This is a genomic window from Paractinoplanes tereljensis (assembly GCF_016862435.1).
Lineage (GTDB): Bacteria > Actinomycetota > Actinomycetes > Mycobacteriales > Micromonosporaceae > Actinoplanes > Actinoplanes tereljensis.
Window position 1 is genome coordinate 387,462 of record NZ_BOMY01000002.1, and the last position, 22,026, is coordinate 409,487.

25 protein-coding genes are annotated in these 22,026 nt (G+C 71.5%); 13 read left to right on the forward strand and 12 right to left on the reverse strand.

The window, feature by feature from the left end; translation table 11 throughout:
- The first annotated feature begins 91 nt into the window (after positions 1–91).
- Genes Ate02nite_RS03050 through Ate02nite_RS03065 form a run of 4 tightly spaced genes read left to right on the forward strand, consistent with a single transcriptional unit; the run spans position 92 to position 3,235 of the window.
- Positions 92–1,165: an LLM class flavin-dependent oxidoreductase gene (locus Ate02nite_RS03050; RefSeq protein WP_203798405.1), complete on the forward strand. Its 1,074-nt coding sequence runs from the start codon at positions 92–94 to the stop codon at positions 1,163–1,165.
- Positions 1,166–1,178: 13 nt separating this feature from the next.
- Entirely contained in the window at positions 1,179–1,679 is a 501-nt protein-coding gene (locus Ate02nite_RS03055; RefSeq protein ID WP_203798407.1) for a flavin reductase family protein, read from the forward strand.
- Positions 1,680–2,747 (forward strand): LLM class flavin-dependent oxidoreductase, encoded by a 1,068-nt coding sequence (locus Ate02nite_RS03060; RefSeq protein WP_203798409.1) that lies wholly within the window; start codon positions 1,680–1,682, stop codon positions 2,745–2,747. It begins immediately after the preceding gene.
- On the forward strand, positions 2,744–3,235 hold the full coding sequence (locus Ate02nite_RS03065; protein WP_203798411.1) for an NADPH-dependent FMN reductase: 492 nt from the start codon (positions 2,744–2,746) through the stop codon (positions 3,233–3,235). The genes Ate02nite_RS03060 and Ate02nite_RS03065 overlap by 4 nt, the downstream gene beginning before the upstream one ends.
- A gap of 127 nt (positions 3,236–3,362) precedes the next feature.
- Here the strand turns inward: Ate02nite_RS03065 and Ate02nite_RS03070 are convergent, their stop codons facing one another.
- The gene (locus tag Ate02nite_RS03070) at positions 3,363–4,988 is read right to left on the reverse strand and encodes a S8 family peptidase (RefSeq protein WP_239147076.1); all 1,626 of its coding nucleotides are present in this window, start codon (positions 4,986–4,988) and stop codon (positions 3,363–3,365) included.
- 126 nt (positions 4,989–5,114) lie between these two features.
- On the opposite strand from Ate02nite_RS03070, the gene Ate02nite_RS03075 reads away from it, so the two are divergent.
- Positions 5,115–5,237 carry a ribosomal protein bL36 gene (locus tag Ate02nite_RS03075; protein WP_203798415.1) on the forward strand — a complete coding sequence of 41 codons (123 nt, stop codon included), beginning with the start codon at positions 5,115–5,117 and terminating at the stop codon, positions 5,235–5,237.
- A gap of 104 nt (positions 5,238–5,341) precedes the next feature.
- On the opposite strand, the gene Ate02nite_RS03080 is transcribed toward Ate02nite_RS03075, so the two are convergent.
- The 3 genes from Ate02nite_RS03080 to Ate02nite_RS03090 are packed head-to-tail and all read right to left on the reverse strand — an operon-like array spanning position 5,342 to position 8,018.
- Positions 5,342–5,974 (reverse strand): response regulator, encoded by a 633-nt coding sequence (locus tag Ate02nite_RS03080; RefSeq protein WP_203798417.1) that lies wholly within the window; start codon positions 5,972–5,974, stop codon positions 5,342–5,344.
- Positions 5,971–7,101, reverse strand: coding sequence for a sensor histidine kinase (locus Ate02nite_RS03085; protein WP_203798419.1), 1,131 nt, complete (start codon positions 7,099–7,101; stop codon positions 5,971–5,973). Before Ate02nite_RS03085 ends, Ate02nite_RS03080 begins: the two co-directional genes overlap by 4 nt.
- 5 nt (positions 7,102–7,106) lie before the next feature.
- Positions 7,107–8,018: a hypothetical protein gene (locus Ate02nite_RS03090; protein WP_203798421.1), complete on the reverse strand. Its 912-nt coding sequence runs from the start codon at positions 8,016–8,018 to the stop codon at positions 7,107–7,109.
- A 204-nt stretch (positions 8,019–8,222) separates the two neighbouring features.
- Here Ate02nite_RS03090 and Ate02nite_RS03095 point away from each other — a divergent pair, with 204 nt between their 5' ends.
- From Ate02nite_RS03095 to Ate02nite_RS03105, 3 genes are all read left to right on the forward strand, one after another.
- Positions 8,223–8,435 carry a type II toxin-antitoxin system HicB family antitoxin gene (locus Ate02nite_RS03095; protein WP_203798423.1) on the forward strand — a complete coding sequence of 71 codons (213 nt, stop codon included), beginning with the start codon at positions 8,223–8,225 and terminating at the stop codon, positions 8,433–8,435.
- A 134-nt stretch (positions 8,436–8,569) separates the two neighbouring features.
- Positions 8,570–9,142: a nucleotidyltransferase family protein gene (locus Ate02nite_RS03100; RefSeq protein WP_203798425.1), complete on the forward strand. Its 573-nt coding sequence runs from the start codon at positions 8,570–8,572 to the stop codon at positions 9,140–9,142.
- Entirely contained in the window at positions 9,135–10,310 is a 1,176-nt protein-coding gene (locus Ate02nite_RS03105) for an XdhC family protein (protein WP_203798428.1), read from the forward strand. Before Ate02nite_RS03100 ends, Ate02nite_RS03105 begins: the two co-directional genes overlap by 8 nt.
- Positions 10,311–10,322: 12 nt before the next feature.
- On the opposite strand, the gene Ate02nite_RS03110 is transcribed toward Ate02nite_RS03105, so the two are convergent.
- The gene (locus Ate02nite_RS03110) at positions 10,323–11,222 is read right to left on the reverse strand and encodes an oxidoreductase (RefSeq protein ID WP_203798430.1); all 900 of its coding nucleotides are present in this window, start codon (positions 11,220–11,222) and stop codon (positions 10,323–10,325) included.
- A gap of 105 nt (positions 11,223–11,327) precedes the next feature.
- On the opposite strand from Ate02nite_RS03110, the gene Ate02nite_RS03115 reads away from it, so the two are divergent.
- Both Ate02nite_RS03115 and Ate02nite_RS03120 read left to right on the forward strand, forming a co-directional pair.
- Positions 11,328–12,206 (forward strand): helix-turn-helix transcriptional regulator, encoded by an 879-nt coding sequence (locus Ate02nite_RS03115; protein ID WP_203798432.1) that lies wholly within the window; start codon positions 11,328–11,330, stop codon positions 12,204–12,206.
- A 4-nt stretch (positions 12,207–12,210) separates the two neighbouring features.
- Complete coding sequence (locus Ate02nite_RS03120; RefSeq protein ID WP_203798434.1) at positions 12,211–12,801, forward strand: HAD family hydrolase; 591 nt, start codon at positions 12,211–12,213, stop codon at positions 12,799–12,801.
- Position 12,802: 1 nt separating this feature from the next.
- Here the strand turns inward: Ate02nite_RS03120 and Ate02nite_RS03125 are convergent, their stop codons facing one another.
- Positions 12,803–13,930, reverse strand: a complete 1,128-nt coding sequence (locus Ate02nite_RS03125) for a 4-hydroxybenzoate 3-monooxygenase (RefSeq protein ID WP_203798436.1) — start codon at positions 13,928–13,930, stop codon at positions 12,803–12,805.
- A 38-nt stretch (positions 13,931–13,968) separates the two neighbouring features.
- On the reverse strand, positions 13,969–14,823 hold the full coding sequence (locus tag Ate02nite_RS03130; protein ID WP_203798438.1) for an NmrA family NAD(P)-binding protein: 855 nt from the start codon (positions 14,821–14,823) through the stop codon (positions 13,969–13,971).
- A 79-nt stretch (positions 14,824–14,902) separates the two neighbouring features.
- Here Ate02nite_RS03130 and Ate02nite_RS03135 point away from each other — a divergent pair, with 79 nt between their 5' ends.
- Positions 14,903–15,568, forward strand: coding sequence for a TetR/AcrR family transcriptional regulator (locus Ate02nite_RS03135; protein WP_203798440.1), 666 nt, complete (start codon positions 14,903–14,905; stop codon positions 15,566–15,568).
- Here Ate02nite_RS03135 and Ate02nite_RS03140 read toward each other — a convergent pair.
- Positions 15,552–16,433, reverse strand: a complete 882-nt coding sequence (locus Ate02nite_RS03140) for a GlxA family transcriptional regulator (protein WP_203798442.1) — start codon at positions 16,431–16,433, stop codon at positions 15,552–15,554. The two genes, Ate02nite_RS03135 and Ate02nite_RS03140, sit on opposite strands and share 17 nt — an antisense overlap.
- A 7-nt stretch (positions 16,434–16,440) precedes the next feature.
- Positions 16,441–17,025, reverse strand: a complete 585-nt coding sequence (locus tag Ate02nite_RS03145; RefSeq protein ID WP_203798444.1) for a cysteine hydrolase family protein — start codon at positions 17,023–17,025, stop codon at positions 16,441–16,443.
- Between the two features lie 233 nt (positions 17,026–17,258).
- Here Ate02nite_RS03145 and Ate02nite_RS03150 point away from each other — a divergent pair, with 233 nt between their 5' ends.
- Positions 17,259–18,629: an alpha/beta fold hydrolase gene (locus tag Ate02nite_RS03150; RefSeq protein WP_203798446.1), complete on the forward strand. Its 1,371-nt coding sequence runs from the start codon at positions 17,259–17,261 to the stop codon at positions 18,627–18,629.
- A 17-nt stretch (positions 18,630–18,646) separates the two neighbouring features.
- On the opposite strand, the gene Ate02nite_RS03155 is transcribed toward Ate02nite_RS03150, so the two are convergent.
- Positions 18,647–19,711 carry an alkene reductase gene (locus tag Ate02nite_RS03155; protein ID WP_203798448.1) on the reverse strand — a complete coding sequence of 355 codons (1,065 nt, stop codon included), beginning with the start codon at positions 19,709–19,711 and terminating at the stop codon, positions 18,647–18,649.
- A gap of 108 nt (positions 19,712–19,819) precedes the next feature.
- Between Ate02nite_RS03155 and Ate02nite_RS03160 the strand changes: the two genes are divergently transcribed.
- Positions 19,820–20,275, forward strand: a complete 456-nt coding sequence (locus tag Ate02nite_RS03160; protein WP_239147077.1) for a MarR family winged helix-turn-helix transcriptional regulator — start codon at positions 19,820–19,822, stop codon at positions 20,273–20,275.
- A 161-nt stretch (positions 20,276–20,436) separates the two neighbouring features.
- On the opposite strand, the gene Ate02nite_RS03165 is transcribed toward Ate02nite_RS03160, so the two are convergent.
- Positions 20,437–21,366, reverse strand: a complete 930-nt coding sequence (locus Ate02nite_RS03165) for a sugar kinase (RefSeq protein ID WP_203798449.1) — start codon at positions 21,364–21,366, stop codon at positions 20,437–20,439.
- The gene (locus tag Ate02nite_RS03170; protein WP_203798451.1) at positions 21,363–22,004 is read right to left on the reverse strand and encodes a bifunctional 4-hydroxy-2-oxoglutarate aldolase/2-dehydro-3-deoxy-phosphogluconate aldolase; all 642 of its coding nucleotides are present in this window, start codon (positions 22,002–22,004) and stop codon (positions 21,363–21,365) included. The genes Ate02nite_RS03165 and Ate02nite_RS03170 overlap by 4 nt, the downstream gene beginning before the upstream one ends.
- Positions 22,005–22,026: the final 22 nt, after the last annotated feature.

Sequence of the window (22,026 nt, forward strand, 5' to 3'; positions counted from 1 at the left end):
CAACCATTGACGGCTCACGCATCTGAGACGGAGGGTGGGGGACAGCGGTTCGCTATCCCATCAAGTGGACGGCTGGAAAGGTAAACAGATCATGACAGTCGAGTTCGTCGGCATGATCGGCACTCGGGACGTCTCCGAGACCAGGGCACCGTCCGGGCCACCGGTCGACCCCGGTTACGTGCGTCGATTCGCCCGAGCCCACGAGGAGGCCGGCTTCGACCGCATCCTCGTCGCCTACTCTTCGGCCAGCCCGGACGCCAACCAGGTCGCGGCGTTCGCGGCGGCCGGCACCGACCACATCGGGCTGTTGATCGCGCACCGGCCCGGGTTCGTCTTCCCCACCACGGCCGCCCGCACCTTCGCCACCCTCGACCAGCTCACCGGCGGCCGGGTGGCGGTGCACACGATCACCGGCGGGTCCGACGCCGAGCAGCGCCGGGACGGCGATTACCTGACCAAGGACGACCGCTACGCCCGCACCGAGGAATACCTGACCATCCTGCGCCGGGCCTGGGACTCCCCCGAGCCGTTCTCGCACGAGGGCCGGTTCTACAAGTTCGAGGACTTCGCCCTGCTCGCCCAACCGGCCCACCGCATCCCGCTGTACTTCGGCGGCTCCTCGGCGGCGGCCTACCGGGTCGGCGGGGCCAAGGCCGACGTCTACGCGCTGTGGGGCGAGCCGCTGAAGGAGACCGCCGAGCAGATCGCCAGCGTTCAGGCCGCGGCGGCGGCGGCCGGGCGCGGGCCGCTGGGCATCAGCGCCTCGTTCCGGCCGATCCTGGCCGCCACCGACGACCTGGCCTGGGAGCGTGCTACCGGCATCCTGGCGAAGATCGAGAGCGGCCGGTCGTTCGCCGGCGATCAGAAGGTCCTCGTGGAGAACGTCGGCTCGCAGCGCCTGCTCGCGGCGGCGGCTCAGAAGGACCGGCACGACCGTGCGCTGTGGACGGCCACGGCCAAGGCCAGCGGCGCGCAGGGCAACTCGACCGCGCTGGTCGGCTCCCCGGAGACGGTCGCCCAGGCTCTCCTCGACTACGTCGATCTCGGCGTCACCACGATCCTCATCCGCGGCTACGACCCGGTCGACGACGCCGTCGACTACGGCCGGCACCTGATCCCGCTCGTCCGGCAGGAGCTGCGTCATCGCGAGCTCGCCAGCGTTTAGCCAGGAGGCACCCGTGTCCGTCACCTCTCTCGTGGACGCCGATCTGTTCCGGGCGCTGCTGCGCCGCCACGCCGCCGCGGTCGTGGTGATCACCGCGCCCGGCGCGCCCCCGGCCGGTTTCACCGCCACCTCGTTCACCTCGGTCTCGCTCGACCCGCCGCTGGTGTCGTTCTGCCTGGCCAAGACCGCCTCGGCCTGGCCGGCGGTGGAGGAGGCCGACGTCGTCGCGGTGCACGTGCTCACCCAGGAGCAGGAACACGTGGCCCGCACGTTCGCCACCCGCGGCATCGACCGGTTCGCCACCCACGGCGCCTGGCAGCCCGGACCGGGCGGGGTGCCGTTGCTGGACGGGGTGCTGGCCCGGATCATCTGCCGGGTGGTGCGCCGGGTCGAGGCCGGTGACCACAGCATCGTGCTGGCCACCCCGGAGACCGGCGACCACCACCAGGATCTGACCGCGGCGCCGCTGGTCTACCACGACGGCCACTACGCCCACCTGCGGAGGGCCGCGTAGATGCCGTTCCACTGGTTCCTGCCCACCGCCGGCGACAGCCACGACATCGTCAGCGGCGGGCAGGCCAATCTGACGGCCGACACGTCCCGGCCGCCGGACATCCGCTACCTCGCGCTCGTCGCGCGGGCCGCGGAACAGGCCGGGTTCTCCGCGGTGCTCACCCCGACCGGGACGTTCTGCGAGGACGCCTGGCTGACCACGGCCGCCCTGCTGAGCGAGACCGAGCGGCTGAAGTTCCTGGTGGCGTTCCGGCCCGGGTTGATCTCGCCGACCCTGGCCGCCCAGATGGCCTCGACCTACCAGCGCATCTCCGGCGGGCGGCTGGCACTCAACGTGGTCACCGGCGGGGAGGCGAGCGAGCAGCGGCGCTTCGGCGACCACCTCTCGCACGATCAGCGCTACGCCCGTACGGCCGAGTTCCTGCAGGTCGTCCGGGGTGCCTGGGCGGGTACGCCGTACACCTTCGCGGGCGAGCACTACCAGGTCGAGAACGCCACCGTCCGGCACGCGCCCGACCCGATCCCGCCGATCTTCTTCGGTGGTTCGTCGGCGGCCGCGCTGCCGGTCGCGGCCCGGCACGCCGACACCTATCTGACCTGGGCCGAGCCACCGGCCGCGGTAGCCGCCAAACTGGATGCCGTGCGCACTCTCGCCAAGGAGGCCGGCCGGCACCTCACCTACGGCATCCGCCTGCACGTGATCAGCCGGGACACCGCCGACGAGGCCTGGGGCGTGGCCCGTTCGCTGCTGGAACGGGTGCCGGCAGCGGAGATCGAGCGGGCCCGCAAACAGTTCGCCGCCACCGAGTCGGAAGGCCAGCGCCGGATGGCCGAGCTCACCACCGGCGACTCGCTCGAGGTGGCGCCCAACCTGTGGGCCGGCTTCGGCATCGTCCGGCCGGGCGCCGGCACCGCCCTGGTCGGCAGCCACACCGAGGTCGCCGCCCGGATCCGCGAATATCAGGCGCTCGGCCTCGACCACTTCATCCTGTCCGGCCAGCCGCATCTGGAAGAGGCGCTGCGGTTCGGCGAGAACGTCCTGCCACTTCTTACTCAAGGAGAACAATGAGTCGCATCGTCGTCGTCTCGGGCAACCCCCGGCCCGGCTCCCGCACCTCGGTGCTGGCCATCGCGGTCGGGGAGGCGCTCGGGGAGAAGACCGGTGGGTTCCCGCCCACCGTGATCGAGGTCGGCGAGCTGGGTGCCGGCCTGCTCACGCCGGGCGACGAGGCGACCGCGGCCGCCGTGACCGCGCTGCGCGAGGCCGAGGTACTCGTGGTGGCCACCCCGACGTACAAGGGCAGCTACACCGGCGTACTGAAAGTGCTTCTTGACCAGCTGCCGGCCCAGGCCCTGGCCGGAAAGACCGCGGTCCCGGTGGTGACGGCCGGCGTGCCGCCGCAGGCGGCCGCGGCCGAGGCGCTGCTGCGCCAACTGCTCACCGAGCTGGGCGCGGACGTCGCCGACGGCCTGCCGGTGGTCGAATCCGACCTGCCCGAGACCAAGGCCATCGCCGATCGGTACGCCGAGGCCTACAGCAACCGCACAGCCTCGTAACAGCGCTCTGACAAATCATCCGTTTACGGTTTCACCAGGCCTAACGGCGGGTGCGACCGCCGCAACGCCCCGGCTCCGCTCGCCGACTTCAGTGCCCCCGAGTCGACGAGCGGAGCCGGTTTACGTCTCAGGCGATGTCGATGGTCAGCTCCGAGCGGGCCGTCTTGCCCCAGCCATCGGTGAACTCGACCGTGAAGGTCGACGAGCCCGACGTGGTGGCCACCCCGGTGATCAGGCCGTTGGTGTTCAGCGACAGCCCGTCCGGCAGGTCACCGCTGCTCAGCGCCCAGGTGCCGGTCCGGTCCGCGGCCAGCTGCTGGTAGTAGTACGCACCCTGGGCGCCGTCCGGCAGGACTGCCGTCTTGATGACGGGGCTGGTGGCGTTCACGGTGACCGCGATGCTCCTGGTGACAGCGGTGGGCACGTAATCGGTGAACCGGACCTTGATCGTGTCGGTGCCGGGCCCGGTCGGGGTGCCGGAGACCACGCCGGCCGCAGACAGCGTCACGCCGGTGGGCAGGGTGCCCTCGGCGAGACTCCACGAGCCGCGACGGCTGGAGGCCAGGGCGAGCTGCGAGGCGAACGCCGTACCGGCCGTCATGGTCAGGCCCGAGGTCTTGATCACCACGGCGGCGGGCGGGGCGGGCACGAACAGCAGCCGGTTCGGCGAACCCTTCAGCCCGCTGATCTTGCCGGTGGTGGCCTGCGCCACCAGGTAGTTGCGCACCTGCGCGGCGGTCCAGGTCGGGTACGCGTCGAGCACCAGCGCGGCCGCGCCGGCCACGTGCGGCGACGCCATCGAGGTGCCGCTGGCCGAGGCGGTCGCGGTATCGCTGCTGGCGAAGGCGGACCGGACGTTGACGCCCGGCGCGAACATGTCGAGCACGGTGCCGAAGTTGGAGAACGAGGCGCGCTTGTCCTTGGCGTCGGTGGCGCCCACGGTGATCGCCGCGGCCAGGTTGGCCGGGCTCTCCTTGGCCGCGTTGACGTTCTCATTGCCGGCCGCCACGGCGACCGTGACACCCGAGTTGATCAGCTTTTGCAGGGCGGCGTTCAGCGACGGGCTGTTCGAGCCGCCGAGGCTCAGGTTGGCCACGGCCGGCTTCTTGGCGTTGGCGGTCACCCAGTTGATGCCGGCGATGACGTCGGAGAGCTCACCCTCGCCGTCGCAGTCCAGCACCTTGACCGCAACCAGCTGCACGCTCTTGGCAACCCCGTAGGTCCGGCCGCCGATGGTGCCGGCCACGTGCGTGCCGTGCCCCTCGCAGTCGGACGCGGTGGTGGTGTAGTTGACGAAGTTGAAGCCGTAGGAGGCCCGGCCGCCGAACTCGTTGTGGGTGATCCGGATACCGGTGTCGATCACGTACGCGTGCACCGAGCTGCCGTCGTCACTGGGCGTGTACGTCTTGGAGAGGGTGGCCGACTTCTGGTCGATCCGGTCGAGTCCCCAGACCGGGTTCTTGTAGGTGGTCGTCTCGGCGTGCACGATCCGGTCCTGCTCGACCAGCGCGACGTCCGAGCGGGCCGCGAGCTGCCGGGCCTGCTTCGCCGACATCCGGGCCGAATACGCCTTGCGTGACCCCGCACTCTGCGCCGAGAGCCCCCCGGGTGCCTTCATCGTGACGATGTACCGGCCGGGGATCGTCCCCGGCGCACCGGCGCCGATAACGTTCCCCTCAGCGGCCTGAGCGGGAACGGCGGTGCCGGCCGCCGCGATGGCGGCGGCGGTCAGGAAGGTACCGAGAACTCTCATTCGCATGGCAGGCCGATCGGCCGGAACAGGTCATGAGCTGACCGCTGTGGCGAGAAATAACCAGGTGGCAACCGGCGTTCTGAACATCGCGCCGGTGAAACGCCCGGCGTGGAGAGAGGTTCCGACATGAAGGTCCGTAACTCGCTCAGGTCGCTGAAGAGCAAGCCCGGTTCGGTGCTGACCCGCCGCCGCGGCCGCCTGGTCGTGCTCAACCGGAAGAACCCGCGCTGGAACGGCCGACAGGGCTGACCGCCACACGCCGGAGAGATGGCCGGGCAAAACTCGCGATGACGCGATAACTTTCATAGAGCGAAAGGCCGGAGAACCGCCGCCACGGATCTCCGGCCTTTCGCTTACCCGTTTTCTGGGGAATGGGCGACCAGTGCCAGGCGCACCCGATTGGGCGCGCCGGTCTTCGCCATCAACGCCGTCACATGCGTTTTCACCGTGGTCACGCCGATGTGCAGCCGCGCGCCGATCTCCGCATTGGACAATCCCGCGCCGACCAGCGCGAGCACGTCGCGTTCCCGTTCGGTGAGGCCGCTGATCGGCCGTGGCGCCGGCCGGCTGTCCACCGCCCGCCGCACCAGCCGGCGCAGCACGTCCTGGCTGAACGGGCTGTCCCCGGCCGCGGCCCGCCGGATCCCGTCGAGCAACTCGACCGGCGGCGCGTCCTTGAGCAGGAAGCCGCAGGCCCCGGCGGTCAACGCGGGGTAAAGATGGTCGTCGTCGCCGAACGTGGTCAGCACCAGGACCCGGGTGGCCGGCCGGGCGGCCAGGATGCGGCTTGTCGCGCTGATCCCGTCGACGCCCGGCATGCGCAGGTCCATCACCACCACGTCCGGGGTGAGCCGGGCCGCCAGGGTCACCGCCTCCCGGCCGTCGCCGGCCTCGCCGACCACCTCGAGGTCGGGTTCGGCGTCGCAGAGCATCCGCAACCCGGCCCGGATGAGCTGCTGGTCGTCGACGAGCAGGACCCGGATCACGCGGCCGCTCCGGGCAGCACGGTGCGCACCCGCCAGCCGCCGCCGTCCGGACCGGCGGTGAGCACGCCGCCGAGAACTTCGGCCCGCTCCCGCATACCGATGAGGCCGTGTCCCCCACTCATTTCGGGGTTTTTGTAAACACCACCGCCGTCGTCCGACACTTCCCAGCTGACCTCGTCGTCGGCGACGGAGACGAGCAGTCGCGCCCGAGCCGCGGGTCCGGCGTGTTTGGCCACGTTGGTCAGTGCCTCCTGGGTGAGGCGGAGCACGGCCATCCCGCGTACCGCATCGAGCTTGCCGACGGCCTCGTCGATGTCCGCCTCGACGGTGATCCCGGTCATCCGGGCGGTCTCGACGGCCGCGCCCAGCGCGGCCGGCAGCGCACCCGGTTCGATCGCGGTCAGCGCGGCGTCGCCCCGCTCCCCCGACCCGCGCAGCACCTCGACCAGCTTGCGCAGGTCGTTGAGCGCGGCCGTCCCGGTGCCGTGCACGTCGTCGAGCACCTCGGCCACCCGCGGGTCGAGGCCGGGCAGCACGTGCCGGGCCACCCCGACCCGCAGCACCATCGACGCCACGTGGTGGGCCACCACGTCGTGCAGCTCCCGGGCGATCACGCCGCGCTCGTCGGCGCGCGCCGCCCGGCTCTCCGCCTCGGCCCGCCGCTGGGCCTGCTCGCCCAGCTCCCGGGTGGTGCGCAGGACCAGGCCGAGCAGCAGCGGCAGGCCGATCGGCAGCGACAGGATGCCGAACAGCTCGACCTTGCCCGGCGTCGCGAACACCAGGTAGACGGCGAGCAGCAGGCCGGTGGCCAGCCAGATCAGCCGCGGTTTCCGGGCCCACAGGGCCACCTCGCCGAGCGCCCAGCTCGCCGCCACCTGGTTGATCGTCGGGTCGCCGAGCACCACGAGCGCGACCCCGAGAAGCCCGGTCTGCAGCAGGAAGGCGAGCATCGGCCACCGGCTCAGCACCGGCCCGACCACGAAGGCCAGCACCGCGAGCACCCACTGGGTGGTGGTCGGATGCCGGCCCTCGTCGTAGAACACCAGGTAGCTCAGGCCGCTGAGGTCGAGCAGAACCAGGCGGAACCAGGAGTCCCGCCGATCGAAAAGGCGCTGCGCCCACCCCATGCCGGTCAGCCTAGGCGTTCTTGTCGCGGGTCGTTCTTGTCGCGGGTCAACACCAGCGCCGCGGCGGTCGCGGTCGCGACCGCGAGCGCGGCCACCGCGACCAGGGTCCGGCCATCCGGTTGCAGCAGCGGTTGCGCCCGGAGTGCCTGCCAGGTCAACAGCCCGACGAGTACGCCGTAAGCACTGCCCGCGATCACCAGGAGTCGCACTCGCGTCCGCACGCCGAGCCGGGTGGCGTACCGGTTGAGCAGGAACGCCAGCAGCGGCAGGGCCTGCAGCGCGTGCAACCCGACGAAGTGGCCGATCCGCAGGTCCCCGCCGGTGGTGCTCCAGCCGGTGAGCGGCAGTCCCGGCCCGCCGTCCGGCACCCCGACGGCGTGCGCGCCGTAGTGCGGCCCGAACACCATCGGCCCGGCCGCCACCATGCCCAGCAGCGACCCGAACAGCCCCAGCCGAATCCCGGCCGCGACGACCCGGTCCGGCCCGCGTTGCCGCAGCACCGCCACCCCGATCACCAGGTGGGCCAGAAACAACACCATGATCGACATACTCATGGCCGACCACAGCCCCGCGTTCAGGGGAGTCGTCTCGTTGTAGTGGCTGGTGGTGCCCCGAGCCGCCTGCAGCACGATGATCCCCAGCTCGACCACCCCGACCCCGACGATCACCGCCCCCGCCCATTCGGCAACCCGGCTCCGGCGCGGAAGCACCGACAGCATCCAGGCGAGCGTGAAGCCATAGACGGCGAACGAGACCGCGAACTTGAACGGCTTGGCCCAGATCGGCATCCCGGTAAGCACCCGCGAATCGAACAAGATCCCAACCGCGGTGACGACGGCCAGCCCCGCCGCCACCCCGGTCAGAACAATCAGCGGCCGGTGCCATCGCGGCCGCGCAGTTGCCGCTGTAATCGTCATAACCGCAGCCTGCGACCGCGCGGCCCCGGTTTCGCCCGCCCCCGAGCCGCACTCGCGCCCACAGGTCCGACCCGGCCTCCTACCGAGGGAGGAGACGCTCCCCCTACGGGCGCACGGCTGTCTCATGACTATAGTCATGAGACGATCCAACGCCGGCCCGGCTGACGTGCGTACCCCGGCAGCCCCAGACCTGGGAGCGACTCCATGGCCGAACTCCGCACCGTTACCGTGCCGGTCGTCGTCGAGCGCGACGAGGATGGCGTGTGGTGCGCTCACGCCCAGCTGCGCCCGGGCGCGGGTGCACACGGCGAGGGCGACACCGAGGAAGCCGCGTTGGACGATCTGCGCGAGGCCTTCATCGGCCTGATCGAGGAGTGCGGCGCCCCTCGACAGCTTTCAGTCACCCTGCCTGCCTGACGTCTACGCTCTCCTCGGTCTCCGGCACGGGTCGTTCGCGCACTTTCCGGCTGCGCCGGGCGGCTCTGCTGCGTGGTTTGAGCGGAAACGTAGCGGCAACCGCTATGACGCTTGGGCGACGTTAGGCTCGCGGGGTGGAGACGGCGGGGCTGGTGCTGGCGGCCGGGGCCGGTCGCCGTTACGGGAGGGCCAAGGCCCTTGTTCCGTACGCCGGGAGCCTGCTGGTGGAGCGCGGCGCCGACACGCTCCGCTCGGCTGGTGTCTCACTCAGCGTGGTGGTTTTAGGCGCCTCGGCGCCGGAAGCCCTGCCGTTCACCGGCGGGTATGACCAGGTCGTTACCAACCCCGAGTGGGCCAGTGGGCTTGGATCCTCGCTGCGTGCGGGGCTGCGCGCGCTGGCCGGCACGCCGGCCGGCGCGGTGGTGGTCCTTCTGGTCGACATGCCTGAGGTCACCCCTTCGGCGGTACGCCGGGTGAGCGCCCACGCGGCGGCCGACGCCCTCGTGATGGGTGGCTATGAGGGGCGGCGCGGGCATCCGGTGCTGCTCGGGCGCGACCACTGGGATGGCGTGATCGCCGTGGCCGAGGGCGACCGGGGTGCCCGGGACTATCTGCGGGCGCACGCCGAGCAGGTGCGGGTCGTCGAAGTCGGGGACGTGGCCGGTGACCTGGACCTGGATGTGCCGGAGCTCAATCCCTATGCGTGACGTGCTGCCCGCGCTGCTGCCGTGGTGGCACGCCGGGGCCGCGGCGGGGCTCGCCACCGTGACCGCCACCTGGTCGAGTGCGCCTCGGGCGGCCGGGGCGATGATGGCGGTCGGGCCGGACGGTTCGGTCGTCGGCAGCGTGTCGGGCGGGTGCGTGGAGGCGGCCGTGCACGACCTGTGCGTGTCCGTCGCGGCGTCGGGGGTGCCGCGGACCGCGCGGTTCGGGGTCAGCGACGACGAGGCGTTCGGGGTTGGGCTGACCTGCGGCGGCACCATCTCGGTGCTGGTCGAGCGGGTCTGCCCGGTGTCGTTCCCGGAGCTGCCCGTGCTCGCCTCGGCCGTGCTGGCCGGACGGCCGGCGACGCTGGTGACCAGGCTCGACGACGCCCGGCACCTTCTGCTGACCGACGACGGGCCGGTGGGAACGCTCGGCGACCCGTCGCTCGACGCCGCCGTCGCCAACATCTCGGGCCTTCAGCGGATCGGCAAGGTCAACGCCTCCGCCAGCGATATTCCGAGCCTGCAGCGGATCGGCGAGGTCGGCGCCATCTCGGGCCTCCGCCGGATCGGTGGGGTTGAAATGTTCGCGGCGGCGTTCCGGCCGGCGGCTCGGATGATTGTGTTCGGGGCTACCGACCATGCCGCGGCCACCGCGCGGATCGGGGCGTTCCTCGGGTATCACGTCACGGTGTGCGATGCGCGGCCGGTCTTTGCCACCGCTGCGCGGTTTCCGGGGGCCGACGCCGTCGTGGTCGACTGGCCGCATCGCTACCTGGCCCGGGAGGCCGCGGCGGGACGGATCGACGGGCGGACGGTGCTGTGTGTGCTCACCCACGACCCGAAGTTCGACGTGCCGGTGCTCGAGGTGGCGGTTCGGCTCGGGGTCGCGTACATCGGGGTGATGGGCTCGCGTCGGACCCACCGCGACCGCCTCGCCCGGCTGCGGGCCGCCGGCGTCGCGGAAGTGGATCTTGAAGGGCTTTCCTCGCCGCTCGGCCTCGATCTGGGCGGGCGCACCCCGGAGGAGACCGCCGTGAGCATCGCCGCCGAGATCGTGGCTCTGCGGCACGGCGGCAGCGGATTACGGCTGAGCGAGACCGACGGCCCGATCCACGCAGGTGTTCTCGTCGGTGAGCGTGACACCGTAGAGGCCGCCCACCGGGAATGACAGCAGCGAGGATCAGAGGTAGCTGACGCCGGTCAGGTCCTCGGCTACCGACCACAGGCGTTTTGCGATTGCCGGGTCGGTGGCGTCACGGCTGGCTCGGGCCTCCGTAACGCGGCCTCGGGTCTCCCACAGGCCCGCTGGGCCGAAGAACTGGCCGCCGTGCACGCCGGGGGCGGTCGCCGCGTACAGCTGCGGCAGTGTGCCCTGCTCGGTTGGCTGGGTGGCCAGCAGGCCGGCCCGGGCGATGACCCGGCCCAGGCGGCCGCGGTGTTCCCAGGCGCGCGGGGTCAGGTTGGTGCGGGTCAGGCCGGGGTGGGCCAGCGCGCTGACGATCGGGGAACCGGCGGCGCGCAGGCGGCGGTCCAGTTCGAAGCCGAAGATCGTGGTGGCGAGCTTGGATCGGCCGTATGCCGGGCTGGCGCGGTAGTCGCGCTCGAACATCAGGTCGTCGAAGTCCAGGTGTGCGTTTTTGTGGGTGATTGAGCTGAGGCTGATCACCCGGGCGTCCGCGGTCAGGTTGCCCAGCAGCAGGCCGGTCAGCGCGAAATGGCCGAGCATGTTGGTGCCGAGCTGGATCTCGAAGCCGTCGGCGGTGGTCCGGCGCGGGCCGAGCAGCACCAGGCCGGCGTTGTTGACCAGCAGGTCGATCGCCGGGTGGTCGGCGGCCAGCTTCGCCGCGAACGCCCGCACCGAGGCGAGCGAGGCCAGGTCCAGCTCGCGCACCTCGACGTCGCCGCCGATCTCCCGGGCGGCCTCGGCGCCGGCGGTGGTGTTGCGGACGGCCAGCACGACGTGGGCGCCGTGGTGGGCCAGTTCGGTGGCGGTGACCCGGCCGAGGCCCGAGTTCGCGCCGGTCACGACGGCGATCCTGCCGCGCTGGTCAGGGATGCGGTCAGCGTTCCATCCGGTCATCGGCTGCTCCATTCGGTTGCCGAAGACGTTAGAAGCCGCCCGGCCGGTTTCCGTAGTACTGCCAGACCTACCTTGCGACTCCGCCGCGGCGGCACACTGGGGGGCATGACCCATCCGTACGCTCGTGAGCTCGGTGATTTTCTCCGCGCCCGGCGCAGCCGGCTGCGGCCGGCCGACGTCGGCCTGGAGCCGGGCGGCCGCCGCAAGGTCACCGGGCTGCGGCGCGAGGAGCTGGCCCTGCTGGCCGGCCTGAGCACCGACTACTACCAGCGGATGGAGCAGGGCCGGGAGGTTCGCCCGTCGGACAGCGTGCTGGACGCGCTGGCCGCCGCGCTCGCCCTCGACGACGAGGAACGCCGGCATCTGTTCACTCTGGCCCAGGCCGCTCGCCGGCCGGTGCCGATCCCTGCCGACCGTGAGCCGGAACGAGTGCCGGACAGCACCCGGCGGCTGCTGCGGGTGCTGGCGACGCCGGCGGTCGTGCTCGGCCGGCACCTCGACCTGCTCGACTGGAACCCGATGGCCGAGGCGCTGCTCGGCGACCCGGACGGATACCCGCCGGAGCGGCTCAACATGCTTCTGCTGATGTTCGACGACACCCTGACCAACGACCGCAGCTGCCCGGACTGGGAGCAGCAGGCCCTCGACTACATCGGGATGATGCGCGCCGCCGTCGCCACCGACCCCACCCATCCGCGGGCCACCGCCATCGTCGGCGAGCTGAGCATCCGCAGCGCCGAGTTCCGCCGGCTGTGGGCCCGGCACGACGTGCGCGAGTCGGTGCGCGGCACCAAGACCTTCCGGATTCCCGAGGTCGGCGACCTGGTTCTCGACTGGGACAGCTATCCGCTGCCCGGCAATCCCGGCCCGATGATGCTGGTCTGGACGGCCGAGCCGGGCAGCCCGAACGCGGACCGGCTGCATCTACTGGCATCGCTGCGAGCCACCCGGGCCCGGTGCGGACCGGCCGCCCCGGGACAATAGCCGGGTGCGACTACCCCTTCCGGACGGCGATTTCCAGGCCTACCTGTTCGACTGCGACGGCACCATCACCGACTCGATGCCGGCGCACTACCGCGCCTGGACGACGGCGCTGTCCGAGTGGGGCGGCGAGTTCCCCGAGGACCTGTTCTATGCGTGGGGCGGGCGGACGGTCGTCGAGATCATCGAGGATCTGAACGCCCGGCAGGGCCTGGCGATGCCGGTGGCCGCGGTGGCCGCCCGTCGCGAGGCCCTCTTCCAGGAGAGCCTCGGCGACATGCGGGCGGTGCCGGGGGTGCTGGCGCACATCGAGGACGCGTACGCCCGGGTGCCGTTCGCGGTGGTCTCGGGCAGCACCCGCGAGTCGGTGACCGCGTCGCTGGCGGCGCTCGACCTGCTCGACCGGTTCCCGGTGCTGGTCTGCGCGGGCGATTACACCAAGCCCAAGCCGGACCCGGAGGCGTACCTTCTGGCCGCCCTCCTGCTGGATGTCCCGCCGGCCGAGTGCCTGGTCTTCGAGGACACCGACCTGGGCATCCAGGCGGCGACCGCGGCCGGCATGGCCGCCGTCCGGGTGCCGCCGCCGTGGCTGCGCTGAGCTAGTTGACTCCGGCGGTGAGTTCGCCGAACAGGCGGCTGGCCGCTGGTGAGCTGAACTGGCGGGCCAGCTCGGCCCGGGCGATCTGCTTGCGGAACTCACCCTCGTAGGAGGAGTCGCCGGCGTTGTGCATGACGTCGGTGATCCAGGCCGCGAAGGCCTGGTAGTTCCAGATGTGCCGCAGACAGGTCTCCGAGTAATTGGCGAGCTCGCTCGGGTCGTGAATCAGGGCGTGGGCGAACACCTCGGCGTCGTTGAGGGCGAGGTTGATGCCCTTGGCGCTCATCGGCGGCACGATGTGCGCCGCGTCGCCGAGCAGGTAGAGCCGGCCGTAGCTCATCGGCTCGTAGACCACGCTGCGCAGCGGCACGAGTTGCTTCTCGAGGATGCGGCCGGCGGTCAGCGGCTTGCCGAACCGGGCTTCGAGCTCGCTCCAGATCCGCTCGTCCGTCCACTCCTCGACGGTGTCGTCGAGCGGGCACTGGAGATAGATGCGGCTGTTCCCCGGGCCGCGCGGGATCAGCCCGGCCAGACCCCGGGAGTGGATCGCCATGCCGGAGGAGTGCGCCGGCACCTCGGCCAGGACGCTCAGCCAGGCATACCCGTACTCGTGGGAGTATCGGGTCAGGACCCCCGCCGGGATGGACGCGCGGCTGACGCCCCGGTCCCCGTCGCAGCCGGCGAGGTATTCGCCGATGATCGTGGTGTCGCGATAGCGCACCACGCCGTTTTCCGGGTCCACCGAGATGTCCGCGACCTCGTAGCGGAGGTCTCCCCCGTCGCGGAGGAAGACCTCGGTGAGGTTGTGGACCAGGACCTGCTGGGGGCAGAAGACGCTGTCGCTGTTGTCGTCGCCGTCGAACTCGATCGGCAGCTCTTCCCCGTCGATCCAGAAGCCGCCCTCGACCTCGGCGATGGGTTCGCCGGCCAGCACCTCGTCGAGGCCCCACTCGCGGAACAGGCGCACCCCGCGACTGTCGATCGTGCCGGCGCGTTGCCGCCGTTCGACGTACTCCCGGCTGCGCCTCTCCAAGATCACGCAGCCGATGCCGTGGCGAAGCAGCAGGTTGCCGAGCGTGAGCCCGGCAACCCCGGCTCCGATGATCACTACCTTGGTCGTTTCGGTCATGCGCCCACTCTGAGCCGGGCGAGCGCCGTCACCAACCGTTAATTGACTGCTGGATACGGGAAAGCCGCCAAGTAGTCGCGCACCTCGGTGGCGGGGTGGCCGATGGCCTTCTCCAGGGTCGGGTCGGTCACCGCGAACTCGCCCCGGCGGGCCGCCCGGAACATGCCGAGGGTGAAGTCGGCGAACTCGCCCGCGACCGCCCGGAACTCCTCGTCGTCGACGACCACCCGGGCGATCGGGCGGCCGGTGACCTCGCTCAGCAGGGCCGCCACCTCGGCGAGGTCGACCGCGGCCGGGCCGGTGAGCGGCGGGGTCACGCCGTCGAGCAGGTCGGTCGAGGTCAGCGCGGCGACGGCGACGGCGGCCAGGTCGGCGTGGCCGGTCCAGGACACCGGGCCGTCGGCCGGCAGCGCGAGCACCCCGGTCTCGACCGCCCGGGGCAGGTAGAAGCCGAGCGTGGTGACGTAGAAGCCGTTGCGCAGGACGGTGAACGGCACGCCCGCGGCGGCCAGATAGTCCTCGGTCGCCGCGTGCACCAGCATCGGGGCGAACTGCGAGTCGTGCGCGGCGGCCTGGTGACCGGTGTAGATGATGCGCCGGGCGCCGGCCGCGCGGGCCGTGTCGATGGCGACCTTGTTCGCGGCCACGGCCGCCTCGGTGCCGCGGATCGAGGCCGAGATGATCAGGACCTGGTCGGCGCCCTCGAAGGCGGAGGCGAGCGACGCCGGGTCGGTGAAGTCGCCCCGGCGGACCCGCACACCCCGGGCCGCCAGGTGCGCCGCCGCGCCCGGATCGCGGACGCTGACCCCCAGTTCGGCGGCCGGGAACCGGGTCAGGAGCAGGTCGAGGACCTGCGAGCCGAGCTTGCCGGTGGCGCCGGTAACAACGATCATGACTTCTCCTTAACGTTGATAACAACGAAACGTTAGCACTGATTTTCCGGCGTTACGCAAGAGCTGTTATCGTCGTTACATGGATGAGGTGCGGGCCGCGATCATCGAGGCCGGGAGCCGGTTGCTGCGCGAGGAAGGGGCCCGCGGGGTCACCACCCGGGCGGTCTCGCAGGCGGCGGGAGTGCAGCCGCCGACCATCTACCGGCTCTTCGGCGACAAGGACGGCCTGCTCGACGCCCTGGCCGAGCACGCGATGGCGGCCTACGTCGGCGAGAAGGCGATCGACGCCGAGCGCGACCCGCTGACCGACCTCCGGGACGGCTGGCGCGGGCACCTCGCCTTCGGGCTGGCCAACCCCGACCTGTTCCAGCTGCTCAGCGACCCGCACCGGCGCGGCTCACCGGCGGTGGCGGCCGGCGACCAGATCCTGCGCCGCCGGGTGCACCGGCTGGCCGCGGCCGGCATGCTGCGGGTGAGCGAGGAGCGGGCGGTCGAGATGATCCAGGCGGCCGGCCGGGGCGCGGTGCTGGCCATGCTGACCGGCAACGACCCAGGTCTAGGCGACGCGATGTTCGACGCGATCACGGCCGCGGTCCTCACCGACGGGCCGGCCGTGCCGTCGAACGAGGCGCGCACCGTCGCGGTCGCGTTCGCCGCGATCATCGATCAGCTGCCGGCCCTCAGCGACGCCGAGCGGGCCCTGATGGCGGAGTGGCTGGCCCGGGCGATCAAGGACGCGCCCTGAGCCGGCGAAGCATGCGGGCATCCGTGAAGCCGACCGCCCGGGCGGCGGCCTCGACCGTGGTGCCGTGGCCGATCAGGTATTCGGCCCGTTCCACCCGCAGCACCTGCTGGTAGCGCAGCGGGGTGCGGCCGGTCGCGGCGGTGAACAGCCTGGTCAGGGTGCGTTCGCTGACGCCCGCCTCGGTCGCCAGGTCGGTCAGCGGCAGCGGCGCCGCGAACTCGGCGTCGATCCGGTCCTGCACCCGGTGCACCACATCGGACAGGTGGGCGCGGTGCCGCAGCATCGCGCTGGCCTGCTGCTCGTCGCCGTTGCGCCGGGCGTAGACCACCATCTCGCGGGCCACCCGGGCCGCGGTGGCCGGGCCGTGCCGCAGCGCCACCAGGTGCAGGGCCAGGTCGATGCCGCTGGCGATGCCGGCCGAGGTCACCACCCGGTCGTCACTGACGTACAGCACGTCGCGCACGACGGTGGCCTGCGGAAACGATCGGGCCAGGGAGTCCTGCAGGTCGTGGTGAGTGGTGCAGCGGCGGCCGTCGAGCAGGCCGGCCCGGCCCAGGGCGTCGGCCCCGGCGCAGACGCTGGCCACCGTGCCACCCGCCGCGTGATGATCCGCCAGCCGTTGCAGGGTCTCGGCCGCGAACGCTCCGTAACCGCTGCGCCAGCCCGGAACCACCAGCAGATCGTCGGGGGTCACCCGCGGCCACTCGACCTCGGCGTGCAGGGACACGCCCTGCCAGGTCGGCACTGGCGTGGCCTCCGCGACATAGGCCATCGAGTAGCCGTCGGCGGTGCCGAACACCTGCGCCGGCCCGGCCAGATCGAGCAGATGGACCTGCGGGGTCAGCACGAACACCACCCGGCTCACGATCCGGTCACACCCCCAGATAGTCGTCCGTGCTGCGGACCGTGGCGAACCGGCCGGCCAGGACGTATGCGGTGCGGGCCTTGATGTCCGCCGCCGAAAGCGTACGCGGATCGGCCAGCAACTCCTCCACGGATCGGTCGGCCGGGGCGTCCCAGTGCGCGATCGGGAACGTTCCGGTGGCGTCGATGACGAACGTCACCTCGTAGCCGAAATCGGAGGCGACCCGGGCGGTGGTCTCCACACACTGCTCGGTGTTCAGCCCGGTAACTGTCACCGAACGCACCCCGGCCGCGGTCAGCGTCTGCCCGAGGTTCGTGGTGGAGAACGCGTTGTGCGAGGTCTTGGTGATGATCGGCTCGCCGTCGGCCGGCTTCAGATCGTCCACGATCCGCACATGGCCATTCGCCGGATCGAACAATCCACCGCTTCCCGGCTCCGAGTGCAGCACCCACACCACCAATTCGCCGTTGGCCCGCGCGGCGTCGACCAGCCGCTGAACATTGCCGATCAGCGCCGGATTGTCGAGCGCCTTCCACAGCGGCCGCGCCCGGAAGGACTCCTGAATGTCGATCACGATCAGAGCGTTTGTCATAACCCCATCCTTCGCCGCCGGCCCGGCGGCAGGACAGACACCATCCGGCCCATCAGCGGAACGATCCGGTCACGCATTTTCTAAATACGGGCATGGCCGGTCCCGTGCCACTCAGCGCGGGCGCCGTCGTTGGTCACCCACTTTGCCCGGATTCCGGGCGGGCCCGATTCTCCGGGTTCGATCCGGGCGTTACCCGATTAACCACTGAGCCCGCATCGACCAGGCTCGACGTCATGAATTCACTGCTCTCCCTGCTGCTGGCCGCCGCGCTGCCGGTGCCCGCGCCCCCACCGGCGGCCGCCCTCGACTGGTTCACCTGCGGGAAGGCCATGGACGCCCAGTGCGGCTACCTCACCGTTCCGGTGGACTGGGCGCACCCGGGCGGCGCGAAGATCAAGATCGCGGTCGGTAAGCGGGCGGCCCCCGACCAGGAGCACAAGGTCGGCACGCTGGTCTTCGGGCCGGGCGGGCCGTGGGATCCCGGCGTCGACCGGGTGACAAACGGTTACCACCGGTTCAGTGCCAACCTGCTGGCCCGGTTCGACATCGTCAGCTTCGACCCGCGCGGCTCCACCGGCAGCCAGCCGGTCAGCTGCGACCCGGCCCAGGTCGCCGCCGTGCCCAACCCGGTGCTGACCAGCCAGGCCGACTTCGACGCCACCCTCGCCTACAACCGCGAGCTGTGGGCCGAGTGCGAACGGCGGACCGGCGACCTGTGGAACCACGCCGGCATGACCAGCAACGTCCGCGACCTGGACGCGCTGCGAGCCGCCCTCGGCGAACGACAGCTGACTTTCCAGGGCAGTTCCTACGGCACGCTGCTCGGCGAGGCCTACGCGGAACGCTATCCGCAGCGGGTGCGGGCCATCGTGCTGGAGAGCGTCGACGACCACAGCAGCCGCAGCACCGCCGAGTTCCTGACCGCGCAGGCGTGGGCGTCCGAGGATGCCTTCGATGCGTTCGTGTCCTGGTGTGACCGCACTGCGTCGTGCGCCCTGCACGGCCGGGATGTGCCCGCGATCTGGAACCACCTGTACGACTCGGCGGTCGCCGGGCGGCCCGACTTCACCCCGTTCGACCTGGTCGCGATCACCTACAAGCGCACCAAGGACGTCGACTACGACCTGCTCGCCGATTACCTCGAGGCGGTCGACGGCGGCCGTCCCGGCGTGCGGCTCGGCAGCCTGCCGGTGGTGCTGCCGGCGTTCTGCGCCGACTGGTCGCTGCCGGCGCGCGACTACCGCGAGTACGCGAGCCTGCTGCGCCAGGCCGCCCGGGTCGCCCCCGACACCCACTTCCCGGCCCAGGTGATGGCCCTGACCGCGTGCCTGGGCTGGGAAGACGTCACCTACCCGCAGCACGAGTTGCACGTGCGCACCGCGACCCCGCTGCTGCTGCTCAATTCCCGGCACGACTCGGCCACCGGCTGGAACTGGGCGCGCAATGTGGAACGCCAGCTGGGCCGGCACGGCGTGCTGGTGACGTACGAGGGTGACGGCCACGGGTCGTACTCGATCAGCCAGTGCATGCGAAACCTGGCCGACGCGTACCTCATCTCCCGGACCGTGCCCCCGCGCGGCACCAGCTGCGCCGCCGGCAGCTAGGCCGTTTTTGGAAACGCCTAGAGGGCCGGGTAGTCGGTGTAGCCGCGGTGGTCGCCGCCGAAGGCGGTGCTGAAGTCGGCGGTGTTGAACGGGCCGCCGGCCGCGAGCCGGGCCGGCAGGTCCGGGTTGGCCAGGAACAGCGCGCCGAAGGTGAGGACGTCGGCGGTGCCGTCCTCGATCAGGGACAGCGCCGCGGGCCCGGTCGGCTCGGGCGCGGTGAACGGGTTGAGCAGCAGGGTGCCCGGCCACTGCGCCCGCAGCCGGCGGGTCAGGTCCCGGTCGGGGCTCTCCACCAGGTGCAGGTAGGCCAGCCCGAGCGGGGCCAGCGCGGTCAGCAGGGCCGGGTAGAGCTCGTCGACGTCGTGCTCGACGAGGCCGTTGGCGCCACCGTTCGGCGAGATGCGGAAGCCGACCCGGTTGCCGCCGATGGCCTCGACGACCGCCGCCGCGACCTCGGCCCCGAAGCGGACCCGGCCCTCGACCGTGCCGCCCCAGCCGTCGGTGCGCTGGTTGGCGTTGGACGACAGGAACTGCTGGATGAGGTAGCCGTTCGCGCCGTGCAGCTCCACCCCGTCGAAGCCGGCCGCGATGGCGTTGCGGGCGGCGCTCGCGAAGTCGGCGATCGTCTCGGCGATCTCGGCCTCGGTCAGCTCCTTCGGGGTGACCATGTCCTGCGGGCCCTCGTTGGTGAAGACCTGGCCGTCGTGCCGCACCGGGGACGGCGCGACCGGGATCAGGCCGTCCGGCAGCAGGCTCGGGTGCCCGATCCGGCCGCTGTGCATGATCTGGGCGAAGATCTTGCCGCCCTGCGCGTGCACCGCGTCGGTGACCTTGCGCCACGCCGCGACCTGCTCGTCCGAGTGCAGGCCCGGGGTGCTGGTGTAGCCCTGCCCGACCACCGACGGCTGGACGCCCTCGGTGATGATCAAGCCGGCGCCGGCCCGCTGCGCGTAGTACTCGGCCATCAGGTCGGTCGGGCTCGCACCGGGACCGAAGGCGCGGCTCCGGGTCATCGGGGCCATCGCGATGCGGTTGGCGAGCTTGGTGCCGCTCAGGTCGTACGGGTCAAATGCGGTTGCCATTGATTTTGCCCTTCGCGGTAGTTCATGCCGTGAACGAAAAGTAGTTCATGGCGTGAACCGTCGCAAGCTAGACTGGCCCGGCAGCGCTGTGATGAAGGAGACGCGGTCGTGACGCAGGATCAGGGCTTCGGGGACATGCTGGTCTGGCTCTCCCTGGTGATTCAGCGGCGCTATGCGCAGATCTGCGTCGACCACGACCTGACCCCGGCGCAGGCTCAGCTGCTGTGCATGGTCAAGAACGAGCCCCTGCGGATGGCCGACCTGGCCGGCAAGATGGGCGTGGCCAAAAATGCCCTGAGCCAGCTTGTCGACCGCACCGAACGCCGCGGCCTCGTGCAGCGCGAGACCCCCGGTCACGACCGACGGGTGATCACGCTCGGCGTCACGCCCGCCGGGAAGAAGATCGCCGACGCGCTGTACGCCGACGTGGCCACCCGCCTGCCCGACATCGCCGACGGCCTCAGCCCGGACGACCAGGACCAGTTGCGCCGCCTGGCCACCACCATCACCGCCGGGCAGGTGCCCGGAATGGCCGGCGGCGGCTGCTCGCCGAACGCCTGCTAGCGCCTGTTTCGTAGTTGGGGTGGGAGCGAGGCGAGGTCCAGATTTCGTCTGGTGGTGGCCCGCGAGGGCCTGGCTACCGGTGTTGTAACCAGGCTCTCGCGGGACGCCGCCAGGCGGAATCTGGGCCACGCCGCAGCCCCGCACCAGCTACGAAACAGGCGCTAGCGCCGGAGGTCGCCGCCGGTCAGGGCGATCAGCTCGGCACGGTCGGGAGCACCCTCGCAGTCGCCCGGAACGGTGACCGCGAACGCGCCGGTGGCGATCGCCGTGGTCAGGCACTGCCCGGGGGTGGCGCCGGCCAGCCGGTCGGCCAGGTAACCCGCCACGAAGGCGTCACCCGCACCCACCGGGTCGACCACGGTCACCGGCAGGGCCGGGACGGTGTGCCGCTCGCCGTTGATCTGCGCCACGCAGCCGTGCCCGCCGTCCTTGAGGATCACCTCGGCCGGGCCGAGTTTGGCCAGGCCGCCGAGCAGGTCGTCGGCGTCGACGAACAGGGCCGCCTCGTCGGGGCTGGCGAAGACGATGTCGGCCAGCGCGACCAGGTCGCGCAGCACCGGGGCGGCGTCGAACCGGGACCAGAGCTTGGCCCGGTAGTTGATGTCGATCGACACCGGCACGCCCGCCGTGATCGCCGTCTCGACCGCCTGGAACACCGCGGACCGGCAGGTCTCGCTGAGTGCCGGGGTGATGCCGGTGACGTGCACGATGCCGGCTTCGCGCAGTTCGTGCGCCGGGATGTCGGCCGGGGTGAGCCGGGAACCGGCACTGCCGGACCGGTGGTAGTCGACGTGGGCGAACTGGCCGGACCGGCGGTGCCGCACCATCAGGCCGGTGAACGCCTCGTCGGCCAGCGCGATCGTGCGCACGCCGGCCGCCTCGAGGCGCCCCTTGATCAGGGTGCCGGTCGCGTCCGGGCCGACCCGGCCGAGCCAGCAGGACTCGCCGCCGAGCCGGGCCACCCCGACCGCGACGTTGCTCTCGGCTCCGCCGATGCCGAACGAGAAGCCCTTCGCGTACGCCAGGGGGCCGATGGTGTCCGCCGCGACCAGGCCCATCGTTTCACCGAAGGTGAACAGGCCGCCGGTCATGACCGGGCGAAGGCGACCGCACTGACCGCGTGCCGAGCCCGAGCGGCGAGGGCGGGCAGACTGCCGCCGGTGGCGGCGTCGCCGATCAGCGGACCGCCCAGCCCGACCGCCTTGGCCCCGGCGAACAGCCAGTCGGCGATGTCCTCGATCTTGATGCCACCGGTGGGCATCACGTTGATCTGCGGCAGCGGCCCGCGCACGTTGCGCAGGAAGTCGGGGCCCAGGTTGGACGCCGGGAAAACCTTTACCAACCGGGCGCCGGCCTGCCAGGCCGCGAACATCTCGGTCGGCGTGGCCGTGCCCGGATAGAACGGGACCGGCGACGACTGCACCAGCTCGACGTCGAGGTTGGGCGCCACCAGGAACTCGGCGCCCGCGTCGACCGCGGCTTTCACGTCGTCACTGGTCAGCACCGTGCCCGCACCGACCGCCACTGAGGCCGGCAGCTGACGGCGCAGGCCGGCCAGGGCCTCGATCGCACCCTTGGAGGTCAGCGTGACCTCGAGGGCGGTGATGCCGGAGTCAACCAGCACCTCGGCCACGGCGGCGAACCCATCGGAGGTCGGCGCGCGCAGGATCGCCACGATCCCGCTGCGCACGACCGCGGCAGTCACCTCGTCGAGCTTCTCATTGGTCACGACTTAGATCCTGCCCGATATA

Coding starts and splice junctions, on each gene's coding strand:
- Ate02nite_RS03130 (WP_203798438.1), bottom strand. CDS start 14,823: ATGATCGTTGTTACCGGCGCCACCGGCAAGCTCGGCTCGCAGGTCCTC.
- Ate02nite_RS03050 (WP_203798405.1), top strand. CDS start 92: ATGACAGTCGAGTTCGTCGGCATGATCGGCACTCGGGACGTCTCCGAG.
- Ate02nite_RS03165 (WP_203798449.1), bottom strand. CDS start 21,366: ATGACCGGCGGCCTGTTCACCTTCGGTGAAACGATGGGCCTGGTCGCG.
- Ate02nite_RS03150 (WP_203798446.1), top strand. CDS start 17,259: ATGAATTCACTGCTCTCCCTGCTGCTGGCCGCCGCGCTGCCGGTGCCC.
- Ate02nite_RS03110 (WP_203798430.1), bottom strand. CDS start 11,222: ATGACCGGATGGAACGCTGACCGCATCCCTGACCAGCGCGGCAGGATC.
- Ate02nite_RS03065 (WP_203798411.1), top strand. CDS start 2,744: ATGAGTCGCATCGTCGTCGTCTCGGGCAACCCCCGGCCCGGCTCCCGC.
- Ate02nite_RS03070 (WP_239147076.1), bottom strand. CDS start 4,988: ATGAGAGTTCTCGGTACCTTCCTGACCGCCGCCGCCATCGCGGCGGCC.
- Ate02nite_RS03105 (WP_203798428.1), top strand. CDS start 9,135: ATGCGTGACGTGCTGCCCGCGCTGCTGCCGTGGTGGCACGCCGGGGCC.
- Ate02nite_RS03135 (WP_203798440.1), top strand. CDS start 14,903: ATGGATGAGGTGCGGGCCGCGATCATCGAGGCCGGGAGCCGGTTGCTG.
- Ate02nite_RS03085 (WP_203798419.1), bottom strand. CDS start 7,101: ATGGGGTGGGCGCAGCGCCTTTTCGATCGGCGGGACTCCTGGTTCCGC.
- Ate02nite_RS03095 (WP_203798423.1), top strand. CDS start 8,223: ATGGCCGAACTCCGCACCGTTACCGTGCCGGTCGTCGTCGAGCGCGAC.
- Ate02nite_RS03115 (WP_203798432.1), top strand. CDS start 11,328: ATGACCCATCCGTACGCTCGTGAGCTCGGTGATTTTCTCCGCGCCCGG.
- Ate02nite_RS03060 (WP_203798409.1), top strand. CDS start 1,680: ATGCCGTTCCACTGGTTCCTGCCCACCGCCGGCGACAGCCACGACATC.
- Ate02nite_RS03090 (WP_203798421.1), bottom strand. CDS start 8,018: ATGACGATTACAGCGGCAACTGCGCGGCCGCGATGGCACCGGCCGCTG.
- Ate02nite_RS03075 (WP_203798415.1), top strand. CDS start 5,115: ATGAAGGTCCGTAACTCGCTCAGGTCGCTGAAGAGCAAGCCCGGTTCG.
- Ate02nite_RS03155 (WP_203798448.1), bottom strand. CDS start 19,711: ATGGCAACCGCATTTGACCCGTACGACCTGAGCGGCACCAAGCTCGCC.
- Ate02nite_RS03125 (WP_203798436.1), bottom strand. CDS start 13,930: ATGACCGAAACGACCAAGGTAGTGATCATCGGAGCCGGGGTTGCCGGG.
- Ate02nite_RS03145 (WP_203798444.1), bottom strand. CDS start 17,025: ATGACAAACGCTCTGATCGTGATCGACATTCAGGAGTCCTTCCGGGCG.